Source organism: Streptomyces roseoviridis (assembly GCF_039535235.1).
Classification (GTDB): domain Bacteria; phylum Actinomycetota; class Actinomycetes; order Streptomycetales; family Streptomycetaceae; genus Streptomyces; species Streptomyces roseoviridis.
On sequence record NZ_BAAAWU010000001.1, the window covers coordinates 4056140 to 4068374 of the forward strand.

The 12235-nt window shown below is 71.5% G+C and carries 8 protein-coding genes and 1 pseudogene; 2 read left to right on the forward strand and 7 right to left on the reverse strand.

The genetic code is table 11. The features are described 5' to 3' along the window. Positions 1-28 precede the first annotated feature (28 nt). Positions 29-1228: a MarP family serine protease gene (locus ABD954_RS18405; RefSeq protein WP_345487127.1), complete on the forward strand. Its 1200-nt coding sequence runs from the start codon at positions 29-31 to the stop codon at positions 1226-1228. A gap of 172 nt (positions 1229-1400) precedes the next feature. Here ABD954_RS18405 and ABD954_RS18410 read toward each other — a convergent pair whose 3' ends face one another. The 6 genes from ABD954_RS18410 to ABD954_RS18435 all read right to left on the reverse strand — a co-directional run bounded on the left by ABD954_RS18410 (position 1401) and on the right by ABD954_RS18435 (position 9468). Then, complete coding sequence (locus tag ABD954_RS18410; RefSeq protein WP_345487128.1) at positions 1401-1589, reverse strand: hypothetical protein; 189 nt, start codon at positions 1587-1589, stop codon at positions 1401-1403. Positions 1590-1688: 99 nt separating this feature from the next. After that, a complete protein-coding gene (locus tag ABD954_RS18415) occupies positions 1689-2636 on the reverse strand; it encodes an alpha/beta fold hydrolase (protein ID WP_345487129.1) in 948 nt (315 codons plus the stop codon). Continuing rightward, a complete protein-coding gene (locus ABD954_RS18420; protein ID WP_345487130.1) occupies positions 2633-3127 on the reverse strand; it encodes a phage holin family protein in 495 nt (164 codons plus the stop codon). Before ABD954_RS18420 ends, ABD954_RS18415 begins: the two co-directional genes overlap by 4 nt. Before the next feature lie 37 nt (positions 3128-3164). After that, positions 3165-4562, reverse strand: a complete 1398-nt coding sequence (gene nhaA, locus ABD954_RS18425; protein WP_345487131.1) for a Na+/H+ antiporter NhaA — start codon at positions 4560-4562, stop codon at positions 3165-3167. Positions 4563-4844: 282 nt separating this feature from the next. Further along, on the reverse strand, positions 4845-6800 hold the full coding sequence (gene acs / locus ABD954_RS18430) for an acetate--CoA ligase (protein ID WP_345487132.1): 1956 nt from the start codon (positions 6798-6800) through the stop codon (positions 4845-4847). A 193-nt stretch (positions 6801-6993) separates the two neighbouring features. After that, positions 6994-9468: a SulP family inorganic anion transporter gene (locus tag ABD954_RS18435; RefSeq protein WP_345487133.1), complete on the reverse strand. Its 2475-nt coding sequence runs from the start codon at positions 9466-9468 to the stop codon at positions 6994-6996. A gap of 256 nt (positions 9469-9724) precedes the next feature. Here ABD954_RS18435 and ABD954_RS18440 point away from each other — a divergent pair. Then, positions 9725-11043: pseudogene (locus tag ABD954_RS18440) on the forward strand (polysaccharide deacetylase family protein). 194 nt (positions 11044-11237) lie between these two features. On the opposite strand, the gene ABD954_RS18445 reads toward ABD954_RS18440, so the two are convergent. Further along, the gene (locus ABD954_RS18445; protein ID WP_345487134.1) at positions 11238-12224 is read right to left on the reverse strand and encodes an ATP-binding protein; all 987 of its coding nucleotides are present in this window, start codon (positions 12222-12224) and stop codon (positions 11238-11240) included. Positions 12225-12235 lie beyond the last annotated feature (11 nt).

A 12235-nucleotide genomic window follows, 5' to 3' on the forward strand; every position in this document is an offset into this window, starting at 1 on the left:
CGAAGACGAATCTGCGAGGCTATTGACGGTGAACGTGCTGGACATCCTGTTGCTGCTCGCCGCCGTGTGGTTCGCGATCATCGGTTACCGCCAGGGATTCGTCGTCGGCATCCTCTCGGTGATCGGGTTCCTCGGCGGCGGTCTCGTCGCCGTCCTGCTGCTGCCGGTCATCTGGAACCAGCTGACCGATCACAGCCAGGTCACCACGACCGCGACGGTCATCTTCGTGATGGTGGTCATCGTCAGCGCCTCCGTCGGCCAGGCGTTCACCACCCATCTCGGCAACAAGCTGCGCCGGCACATCACCTGGACTCCCGCACGCGCCCTGGACGCCACCGGCGGCGCCCTGGTCAACGTGGTCGCGATGCTGCTGGTCGCCTGGCTGCTCGGTTCCGCCCTGGCCCTGACCGCCGTGCCCACGTGGGCCAAGCAGGTCCGCAACTCCAAGGTGCTGCTGGGCGTCGAGGAGGTGATGCCCGATCAGGCGTCCCGCTGGTTCAGCGACTTCACCTCCACGCTCGCCCAGAACGGCTTCCCGCAGGTCTTCAACCCCTTCGCCAACGAGCCCATCACCGAGGTGCGGCCGCCGGACCCGGCGCTCGCCGGCAGCCCGGTCGCCGAGCGCGCCCAGCGCTCCATCGTCAAGGTCGTCGGGACCGCCCCGAGCTGCGGCAAGGTCCTCGAAGGCACCGGCTTCGTGTTCGCCGAGCGCCGGGTCATGACCAACGCCCATGTCGTGGGCGGCGTCGACGAGCCCACCGTGCAGATAGGCGGCGAGGGCAAGCTCTACGACGCCAAGGTCGTGCTCTACGACTGGGCGCGCGACATCGCGGTCCTCGACGTGCCGGACCTGGACGCCAGGCCGCTGGAGTTCACCGACCGGGACGCCCGCAGCGGCGACAACGCCATCGTGGCCGGCTTCCCGGAGAACGGCGCGTACGACGTGCGCTCGGCCCGCGTGCGCGGCCGGATCACCGCCGACGGTCCCGACATCTACCGTCGCGGCGAGGTGCGCAGGGACGTCTACTCGCTGTACGCGACGGTCCGTCAGGGCAACTCCGGCGGCCCGCTGCTCACCGAGGACGGCAAGGTCTACGGCGTGATCTTCGCCCGGTCCCTCGACGACGCCAACACCGGCTACGCGCTGACGGTCGACGAGATCCAGGAGGACATCACCCGGGGCCGCGCGGCCAACCAGCAGGTCGACAGCCAGGGCTGCGCCCTCTAGCGGGCCGGGCCCCGGCGCCGTGGCCACGGGCCCGCGGCCGGGGCCGCGCCCCTGCCGGGGCAGCACGGGACGCGCCCGGAACACGCCTGCACCGTGCCCACAGCGTGCCCGGACAGCGCCCGAGGGCGGGTCCCGCGGACCTCACGGCCGCGGGACCCGCCCTCGGTACTCCCTAGGTACGGGTGTGACGCAGCCGCGCCGATACCCAGCGGGCCCGGCGGCGGAGGATGCGCGAGATTCCCACGCCCCCCTCGGGATGCGGGTGGCCGTGGTCCTGCGTGGCGCCCCGCTCGGGAGCGCCCGATCCGCCGATCGAGCGGCGGTCGCGTGCCGTGTCACCGTAGTCGTGCGTCCAGCCCATACCGGGACGTGTGCCCGGGGCCCAAGGTCGGTAACCTCCCCGGCGCCCGCCAATTGGCGTATGCGCGGGGCACATGGCAGTTCGACGGACTCCTGAGCGTCAGCGGTCCGGCTCGGGGTCCTTGAGCCAGTTGACGAGCTCCGTGGTGAACGCGACGGGATCCTCCTCGTGGGGGAAGTGCCCGAGCCCGTCGAAGAGCCGCCAGCGGTACGGGGCCTCCACGTACTGCCCGGAGCCGGCCGCGCTGCGGGTCCGCATCACCGGGTCCAGCGAGCCGTGCAGGTGCAGTGTGGGCACGCGCACGGGCCGCTTCATGCGCCGGTTGAACTGGATGCCGTCCGGCCGGGCCAGCGAGCGCACCATCCAGCGGTACGGCTCGATCGAGCAGTGCGCGGTCGACGGGATGCACATCGCCCGCCGGTAGACCTCCAGGGCCTCCTCGTCGGCGGCCGACCGGGGGTTCGGCCCGGACCAGTCCTCGATCAGCCTGCCCACGAGCGCCGCGTCGTCCGCGACGAGCTGACGCTCCGGCAGCCACGGCCGCTGGAAGCCCCATACGTGGGAACCGGCCCGGGTCTGCGAGAAGTCGGCGAGCATCGCCGAGCGCCAGCGGCGCGGGTGCGGCATCGAGGAGACCGCGAGCCGGCGCACCAGCTTGGGCCGCATCACGGCGGCCGTCCAGGCGAGGTAACCGCCCAGGTCGTGACCGACGAGCGCGGCGTCCGGCTCACCGAGCGAGCGGATCACTCCGGTGATGTCGAGGGCCAGGTTGGCCGGGTCGTAACCCCGTGGCGTACGGTCGCTGCCGCCCACGCCGCGCAGGTCCATCGCCACGGCCCGGAACCCGGCCTCGGCGAGGGCGGGCAGCTGGTGGCGCCAGGTCCACCAGAACTGCGGGAAGCCGTGCAGCAGGAGCACCAGCGGGCCGTCGCCCATCTCGGCGATGTGGAAGCGGGCACCGTTGGCCGCCACGTCACGGTGGGTCCACGGCCCGTCGATGCGGACGGGGCTTCCGCCGTTGGCGCTGCTGCTCTCAGGGACGGTCATGCAGACGAGCGTGCCACAGACGGGGCCTTGTCCAGGGCGATCGGCGCCGCACCGGTGACCGGACGCGGATGCGGCTTGACGTTCTGCATGATCGCCGCGGTCTGCTTGGCCGAGGAAATGGTCTTCTCCGGCTTCTTGACCTTCTTGAACTTGGCCACGGCGAACACGGCCAGCAGCCCGGCGAGCAGCACGTTCGCCGCGAACGAGAGCAGGAAGCACCAGACCATGTTCCAGCCGCCGTTGCCGTTGTGGCCCCCGGTCCAGGCGTTGATGGCGTAGGCGAGCGCGAAGCTCAGCAGCGGCAGCGAGAACAGCAGCACGACGCCCGCGGCCATTCCGGCCGCGCCGCCCATCGCGCCGCGCTTGACGTCCTGGCGGATCTCGGCCTTGGCCAGGGCGATCTCGTCGTGCACCAGTGCGGACATCTCGGCGGTCGCCGAGGCGACCAGCTGGCCGAGGCTGCGCTCGGCTCCGTCGAACGGGTCGCTCATGGCTGATCCCTCTCCTCTTCTACGGTCCGACCTCAGATCATGCCGGACGGTCGGCCTCATCGCGCGGTGCCCCCGCGAGTCGGGCGCGCTCACGGTGTTCGGCGGCCTTCCGCTCGTGGATCGCGGCCATGCGCAGGTGGTACTCGGGGGTGTGCTCCTCGTAGACGTCGGGGATGCCGTCCTCGTCGTCGTCGCGCTCCTCCTCCACGACCAGCGCCTGGTACTTGCGGACCCGCAGCTTCAGGAGCACCGAGGCGAGCACGGCGGCCGTCAGCGAGCCGATGAGGACGGCGGCCTTGACCTCGTCGGTCAGGGCGGCGTCGCCGGCGAAGGCGAGCTCCCCGATCAGCAGCGAGACGGTGAAGCCGATGCCGGCGAGCGAGGCGACGGCGAAGACGTCCGGCCAGGCCAGCTCCGGGTTGAGCTCCGCCTTGGTGAAGCGGGCGGCGAGCCAGGTGCCGCCGAAGATGCCGATGGTCTTGCCGACCACGAGCCCGAGGACGACGCCGAGGGTGACGGGCTGGGTGAAGACGTCGCCGAGGGCGCCGCCGGAGATCGCGACCCCGGCCGAGAACAGGGCGAACAGCGGCACGGCGAGGCCGGCGGAGAGGGGGCGTATCAGGTGCTCGATGTGCTCGCCCGGGGAGTGCTCCTCGCCCTCCCGGGTGGTGCAGCGCAGCATCAGGCCCATGGCGACGCCGGCGATGGTGGCGTGGACGCCGCTGTTGTACATCAGGCCCCAGATGACCAGGGCGAGCGGCACGTACACGTACCAGCCGCGGACGCCCTTGCGCAGCAGCAGCCAGAAGACGGCGAGTCCGGCGAAGGCGCCGCCGAGGGCGGCGAAGTTCAGGTCGCCGGTGAAGAAGACCGCGATGATCAGGATGGCGAACAGGTCGTCGACCACGGCGAGGGTGAGCAGGAAGGCCCGCAGCGAGGACGGCAGGGAGGTGCCGATCACGGCGAGGACGGCGAGCGCGAAGGCGATGTCGGTGGCGGTGGGCACGGCCCAGCCCGCGAGGCTGCCGTCGCCGATCGTGTTGACCAGGGCGTAGACGAGGGCGGGCGCGGCCATGCCGCAGACGGCGGCGATGACCGGGAGGGCGGCGGCCTTGGGGTCGCGCAGCTCGCCCGCGACGAGTTCGCGCTTCAGCTCGATGCCGGCGACGAAGAAGAAGATCGCCAGCAGGCCGTCGGCGGCCCAGTGCTGGACCGACAGGTCGAGCCCGAGGGAGGCCGGCCCGATGTGGAGGTCCCGGAGGGAGGCGTAGCTGTCCTTCAGAGGCGTGTTGGCCCACACGAGCGCGATGACGGCGGCCCCGAGCAGCAGCACACCGCCGACGGTCTCGGTGCGCAGCGCGGCGGCGACGAACCGGCGCTCGGGCAGCGAGAGGCGGCCGAGGAAGCTGGGGCGATGGGGGGCGGGCGCGGGCACGGTGAGAACCTCCGGTCGGTGGGCAGCGCTGAGCACATGCCGACCAGACTTCCCGGCGCACCTAGGTTCCTGTCGCGTCGTCGACGCGGTCCTTACCTTACCTAAAGATGCTCCGTGGCGTCCGGCGATCTTCACTTTAGGTGCATACGGGGACAGCGGCACGCCCTGTGGACAACCGCCTGTGGACAACCGCCTGTGGACAACGCGAGGGCGCCCGCCCCGGGGGCCGGGACGGGCGCTCGCCTGCGGTTTTCCCTGCGATTTCCTCTGCGTTTTCCCCGCTCAGTCCTCGCTGGAGGCGGCGGGCAGCTTCGTCTGGATGAGGTCCATGACCGACGAGTCCGTCAGGGTGGTGACGTCGCCCAGCTCGCGGTTCTCGGCGACGTCCCGCAGCAGGCGCCGCATGATCTTGCCGGAGCGGGTCTTGGGCAGCTCCGCCACGGGCAGGATCCGCTTCGGCTTGGCGATCGGGCCGAGGGTGGCGCCGACGTGGTTGCGCAGCTCGGCCACCAGGCTGTCGTCCTCGCTGGCCGTGCCGCGCAGGATGACGAAGGCCACGATCGCCTGGCCGGTCGTCTCGTCGGCGGCGCCGACGACGGCGGCCTCGGCGACGGCCGGGTGGGAGACGAGCGCGGACTCGACCTCGGTGGTGGAGATGTTGTGGCCGGAGACGAGCATGACGTCGTCGACCCGGCCGAGCAGCCAGATGTCGCCGTCGTCGTCCTTCTTCGCACCGTCGCCGGCGAAGTACCTGCCCTCGAAGCGGGACCAGTAGGTGTCGATGAAGCGCTGGTCGTCACCCCAGATGGTGCGCAGCATCGACGGCCACGGCTCGGTCAGGACCAGGTAGCCGCCGCCTCCGTTCGGCACCTCGTTCGCCTCGTCGTCGACGACGGTGGCGGAGATGCCGGGCAGCGGGCGCTGGGCGGAGCCGGGCTTGGTCTCCGTGACACCGGGCAACGGGGAGATCATCATGGCGCCGGTCTCGGTCTGCCACCAGGTGTCCACGATGGGGCACCTGTCACCGCCGATGTGCTTGCGGTACCACATCCACGCCTCGGGGTTGATCGGCTCGCCGACGGAGCCGAGGACGCGCAGCGACGACAGGTCGAACTTGGCGGGGATGTCGTCGCCCCACTTCATGAAGGTGCGGATCGCGGTCGGCGCGGTGTAGAGGATGGTGACGCCGTACTTCTGCACGATCTCCCAGAAGCGCCCCTGGTGGGGGGTGTCCGGGGTGCCCTCGTACATGACCTGGGTCGCGCCGTTGGCCAGCGGCCCGTACACGATGTACGAGTGGCCGGTGACCCAGCCGATGTCGGCGGTGCACCAGTAGACGTCGGTCTCCGGCTTGAGGTCGAAGACGGCGTGGTGGGTGTACGCGGCCTGGGTGAGGTAGCCGCCGGAGGTGTGCAGGATGCCCTTCGGCTTACCCGTCGTGCCGGAGGTGTAGAGGATGAAGAGCGGGTGCTCGGCCTCGAACGCCTCGGGGGTGTGCTCGGCGGACTGGCGGGCGACGATGTCGTCCCACCAGACGTCACGGCCCTCGGTGAAGGCGGTCTCCTGGCCGGTGCGGCGGACCACGAGGACGTGCTCGACCTGCGGGCAGCGGGCCACGGCCTCGTCGATCGCCGGCTTGAGCGCGGACGGCTTGCCGCGGCGGTAGCCGCCGTCGGCGGTGACGACCAGCTTGGCGTCGGCGTCCTGGATGCGGGAGGCGACGGCGTCGGCCGAGAAGCCGCCGAAGACGACCGAGTGGGCGGCGCCGATGCGGGCGCAGGCCAGCATCGTGATGGCGGCCTCGGGGATCATCGGCAGGTAGACGGCGACCCGGTCGCCCTTGCGGACACCCAGCTCGGTGAGGGCGTTGGCGGCCCTGGACACCTCGTCCTTGAGTTCGGCGTAGGTGAGGGAGCGGCTGTCGCCGGGCTCGCCCTCGAAGTGGATGGCGACCCGGTCCCCGTGGCCGGCCTCGACGTGCCGGTCCACGCAGTTGTAGGCCACGTTCAGCTCGCCGTCGGCGAACCACTTGGCGAAGGGCGGGTTCGACCAGTCCAGGATCTCGGTCGGTTCGGTGGCCCAGGTGAGCCGCCTGGCCTGCTCGGCCCAGAAGCCCAGCCTGTCCGCCTTGGCCTGCTCGTACGCCTCCGCCGTCACGTTGGCGTCCGCGGCCAGCTCGGCCGGCGGCGCGAAGCGGCGCTCTTCCTTGAGCAGATTGGCCAAGGATTCGTTGCTCACGACATCTCCCATTCCCAGGGCGTCCTACGTGCCTGTGTGTCCCGCGTCATAGCTCATCAGCCAGATGCCCGGGTGACAAGAGCCTCCGGGCAATTGGTTTAGACCTGTGAGCCCGCATGCGGAGGTGGCCCCCGCTCCCCGAGCGGAGGGGAGCGGGGGCCACACACTTTCACGGACGAACGGAGCGGAAGGTTCAGGACGCGCGGGCGCTCTCCCGGGTGCCGGCGCCCGCCAGCGGCATCGCCCCGGGCGGCTCGTCGGACCCGGCCGCCGTCGGCGGCACGTGGTTGAAGACGTCGTCGTAACTGTGCACCTCGTCCGTACCGGCCAGCAGATAGGCCTGCGCCTCGCCGACGTGGAAGTACATCCCGTGCAGGGTCAGCGTGCCCTCGTCGAGCCGTCGCGCCACCGACTCGTACGCGCGCAGGTGTTCCAACTGCTGTACGACGTTGGTCAGGCAGAGCTGCTCGACCTCGTCGGCCGGCAACCGTCCGGAGATCCTGGCCCAGGCGTGTCTGCGGCTCTCCATCCGCTCCAGGCTCGGCCGGCCGTGCCGCAGCCAGCGGCGCAGGGGGCTCGGCGGGTCGTCTGGGCCGCTGTTCAGCAGGGCCTGCATCGCGCCGCAGCCGGAGTGGCCGCAGACCGTGATCGACTCGACCCGCAGCACCTCCACCGCGTACTCGATCGCCGCCGCCACCGAGTCGTCCCCGCTCTCCTCGCCCGGCAGCGGTACCAGATTGCCGACATTGCGCACGGTGAAGAGGTCGCCCGGGCCGCTGGACGTGATCATGCTCGTGACGAGTCGGGAATCGGCGCAGGTCAGGAAGAGCTGGGAAGGCCGCTGCCCTTCCCGGGCCAGCCGGGCCAGCTCGTCCCTGACCAGCGGGGCGGTGTCCCGCTGGAACGCGCCGATGCCGCTCGCCAGCCGGTGCGCGGTCGCCCGGGGCGCCTCGCCGCCGGTCTCGCCGGCCGGCTGCACCTGGCACTGGTGGTTGCGCCACGGCGTCCACGGCCGGCAGCAGGAGTGCCCGCCGGACCCGGACCTGGAGCCGGCTCTGGACCCGGAGCCCTCGGCGTCGGGTTTGTCGGCCGGTCCATGGCCGTGCGTCGGTTCGGTGATCCGCAGACCGGCGGGGCCGGTCATGTCGACGCTGCCGCCGCGGCCCACGTGCGAGGTCTGCCAGTCGTGTAGCGTCTCGTAGGCCGCGTGGTCCATGAACGAACCGTCCAGCTCCACGACGACGTCGGCGCCCGCCGGGAGCTGATGCAGGGACCGGCTCAGCCGCGGCACCGCCAGAAAGGTCAACTGGCCGCGGATCCGCACCAGATGGCGGCCGTCCCGCTCCTCCAGGGTGATCCGCGTGCGGGCCAGCCGGTGCATCGCCACGGCGACCGCCACCGCGATGCCGAGGGCCACGCCCTGCAGGATGCCGACGAACACCACACCCGCCACCGTCACCGCGTAGACCAGGACTTCGCGGTGGCGGGTGACCGTGCGGATGTGCGTGATGCTGACCATCTGGACGCCGACCACCATGACGAGGGCGGCGAGCGCGGGCAGCGGGATGAGTTCGAGCAGCGGCACCAGCAGCAGGGCCGCGAGCACGATCCACACGCCGTGGAGGATCGACGAGTTGCGGCTCACCGCACCCGCCGAGACGTTGGCGACGCTGCGTACCGCGACCCCGGCCACGGGCAGACCGCCGAGGGCCCCGGAGACCATGTTGGCCGCGCCCAGGCCCGCGAGCTCGCGGTCGAGCTCGGAGCGCGGGACGCTGCCGCCGCCGGTGTCGGCGGCGCGCTTGGCCGCCAGCTTGTCGATGGCGACGGCGGACAGCAGCGACTGCACGCTGGTGACCAGCGTGATGGTGAGCACCCCGGCCGCGATCCCGAGGACCGGCCCGTCCGGGAGGCCGGGCAGGGCGTGGCTGGTCCAGGCCGGCAGGTCGACCCGCGGGACGCCGAGGCCGGCGAGCACGGCGAGCGCGGTGGCGGCGGCCACCGAGGAGAGCGCCGCCGGGACCGTGCGCAGCAGCCGTCCCGTACGGCCCGGCAGGCGGGGCCAGAGCAGCAGCAGGCCGACGGTGAGGGCGCTGACGGCGAGCGCGGCCGGGGAAACGTCGGCCAGTTGGGCGGGCAGCCCGAGGGCGTTGTCCACGGCGGAGCTCTGGGGGCTGCCGCCGAGGACGATGTGCAGCTGTGCGAGGGCGATGGTGACGCCGATGCCCGCGATCATCCCGTGGACGATGGCGGGGGAGACGGCGAGGGCGGAGCGGGCCACTCGCAGGGCGGCGAGGCCGAGTTGGGCGAGTCCGGCGAGGAGCGTGATGACGCAGGTGGTGCGCCAGCCGTAGCGCTGGATCAGCTCCGCGGTGACCACGGTCAGTCCGGCGGCGGGGCCGCTGACCTGGAGGGGCGAGCCGCCGAGGCGGCCGGCCACGATGCCGCCGACGGCGGCGGCCACCAGACCGGCCTGGAGGGGGGCGCCGGTGGCGAGGGCGATGCCGAGCGAGAGGGGCAGGGCGATCAGGAAGACGGCGATCGACGCGGACACGTCCGCGCCGGCGATGCGGAAGCGGCGGCGGGGACCGTCCGCGCCGTCCGGCGGGCTGTGGGGCCGCTGGACGCGGGGTCGGTCGGTCGTGCGGTCAGGCGTGCAGAGAGTCATGTCCCGTCTCCTCCGGGGGCAGCGCGGTCGCGGCTCGTGCGGGGTGCAGCGGCGGGATACCGATCAACGCTCGGTAAATGAACAGTAATGGAGAGTAAAGACTCCGGCATTATTTTCGGGGCAAACAGGGCAATGATTCACCGATTCCGGTGACAGAACGTGCGCATGCCGCTTGTCGTTGACGCTCTCCGGCCGTCGTGGTGCGACGTTGACGCCGCTCGTACGGAAATCCGAGGATCCGAGGAGAGGTGTGCGGATGTCAGCCGCCGCGAGAAGGACCGCAGTCCAGAAGAGGACGCTCCTCCAGAAGAGGGCGCTTGCCGTCGGCGCGCTCGCCGTCGCACTCGCCACCGGCCTGGCCGGCTGTTCCGGCTCCGGCGGTTCCGCCCCGGGCGGGGGGCCGGGTGGCGCGGCGACCGAGAAGGGCCCCGCGGGAGCCCCGCAGAGCGCGGTGCGGCTGATCGGCGACGGCTCCACCGCCTTCACCGGCGCCCAGCCCCACCAGCCGGTCTGGGAGCGCCTGAAGCCCGGTCAGCAGCCGCCGCAGTTCGTGGTGTTCTCCTGGGACGGGGCGGGTGAGGACAGCCAGAAGCTCTTCTCGCACTTCCGCAAGGTGGGCAAGAAGTACGGCGCGACGATGACGTACTTCCTCAGCGGCGTCTACCTCCTGCCGCAGGAGAAGCGCGAGCTGTACAACCCGCCGCGGCACTCCCCGGGCCGCTCCGACATCGGCTTCAACGACGTCGAGGGCATCCGCGACACCGTGCGCGAGCTGCGGGGCGCGTGGGAGGAGGGCAACGAGATCGGCACCCACTTCAACGGCCACTTCTGCGGCAAGGACGGAGGCGTGGGCACCTGGTCGGTCGAGGAGTGGAAGAGCGAGATCAGCCAGGCCAAGTCCTTCGTCAAGAACTGGAAGACCAACGCCGGTCTGCAGGCGGAGAAGCCGCTTCCGTTCGACTACGACAAGGAGCTCGTCGGCGCTCGCACGCCCTGCCTGGAGGGGCGCAAGAACTTCGTCCGGGCGGCGGCCCAGATGGGCTTCCGCTACGACACCAGCGGTGTCAACGACCAGGTCTGGCCCAAGAAGGACATGGGCCTGTGGGACCGCTCCAGCTCGTCCCCATGCCGGGGCGCGCCTTCCAGACGCTGTCGATGGACTACAACTTCCTGGTCAACCAGTCCGGGACGACCAAGGGCGACCCGTCGATGCACCGGTTCTGGGGCAACCAGATGCGCGACGGCCTGGTGCAGGCGTTCCAGCGCTCGTACCACGGCAACCGGGCGCCGCTGATCATCGGCAACCACTTCGAGTCCTGGAACGGCGGCACCTACATGCGTGCCATCGAGGAGACGATCGCGACGGTCTGCGTCCAGAAGGACGTCAAGTGCGTCTCCTTCCGTCAGCTCGCCGACTGGCTCGACGCCCAGGACCCGGGCGTCCTCGCCAAGCTCCGCACCCTGAAGGTCGGCGAGGCCCCGCCGGGCGGCTGGCAGACCTTCCTGGCACCCCAGCCCGCGGTCCCGGCGGGTGCCCCGGCGCCGGCGACCCAGCCGGCCGCCGCCCGCCGGTGAGCCGGCGGTCGATGTCCTGACCGGTCGACGGCACGGCCCGGGTCGGATCTCGCGATGAGGTCCGGCCCGGGCCGTTGCCGCTGTGGCCGTGCCGGTGCCGGTACCGCCTGCGCTGCTGCGCCTGTGCCGTCGTGGTGCGGGCGCGGGATCGGCCGGGGGCCCGGCCGCGCTCCCGGCCCCCGGCTCGGACGTCGTCAGCTCGGCTGCGGTACGGCCAGCCGTTCGTCGAGTACGAATCCGGGGTCGACCTGCGCCGCCAGGTCTGCTCCGGTCCTGGCGTTGCCCCAGCTCTCGGCGTTCTTCAGGTGGAAGTGGACCATCTGGCGCGTGTAGCGCTCCCAGTCGCGGTGGGCGTACGAGTCGTCCGCCGCGTCCTGGAGGGACTGGAGGGCCGTGCGGTTCGTGGCCTCCAGGAGCTCGAAACGGGGCGGGCGGCCCTTCTCCATGGCGCGCACCCAGTCCGAGTGGCCGACCGTCACGAGCAGGTCGTCACCCACTTCGGCCCGCAGGAACTCCACGTCCTCCGGACCCTGCACCTTGTTGCCGACGACCCTGAGGGCGACCCCGAAGTCCCGTGCGTACTCCTTGTACTGGCGGTAGACGGAGACGCCCTTACGGGTCGGCTCGGCGACCAGGAAGGTCATGTCGAAGCGGGTGAACATGCCCGAGGCGAAGGAGTCGGAGCCCGCGGTCATGTCGACGACCACGTACTCGTCCGGGCCGTCCACCAGGTGGTTCAGGCACAGCTCCACCGCGCCGACCTTCGAGTGGTAGCAGGCCACGCCGAGGTCCGACTCGGTGAACGGACCCGTGGCCATGAGCCGGATCCCGCCGTCGTCGAGCGCCACGGGGCGGGCACAGGTCTCGTAGACGGGGTTGTCCTCGCGGACCCGCAGGAGCCGCGAACCCTCCCCGGGGGGCGTGGTCTTGATCATCGTGTCGGCGGAGGCGATCCGCGGGTTGGAGCCCCGCAGGTACTCCTTGATCAGCGGCAGGTGCGCGCCCATCGCGGGCAGCGCCGCCGCCTCCTCGTCGGAGAGGCCGAGCGCCGCCCCGAGGTGCTGGTTGATGTCGGCGTCGACCGCGAGGACCGGGGCACCGGTGGCGGCGAGGTGTCGAATGAAGAGCGAGGACAGCGTGGTCTTGCCGCTGCCGCCCTTCCCCACGAAAGCGATCTTCATGTTCACCTAGC

What these genes read in the sequence shown, in the direction of transcription:
- ABD954_RS18435 (WP_345487133.1), bottom strand. Translation starts at nt 9,468, where the DNA reads ATGACTCTCTGCACGCCTGACCGCACGACCGACCGACCCCGCGTCCAG.
- ABD954_RS18445 (WP_345487134.1), bottom strand. Translation starts at nt 12,224, where the DNA reads ATGAAGATCGCTTTCGTGGGGAAGGGCGGCAGCGGCAAGACCACGCTG.
- ABD954_RS18410 (WP_345487128.1), bottom strand. Translation starts at nt 1,589, where the DNA reads ATGGGCTGGACGCACGACTACGGTGACACGGCACGCGACCGCCGCTCG.
- ABD954_RS18415 (WP_345487129.1), bottom strand. Translation starts at nt 2,636, where the DNA reads ATGACCGTCCCTGAGAGCAGCAGCGCCAACGGCGGAAGCCCCGTCCGC.
- ABD954_RS18420 (WP_345487130.1), bottom strand. Translation starts at nt 3,127, where the DNA reads ATGAGCGACCCGTTCGACGGAGCCGAGCGCAGCCTCGGCCAGCTGGTC.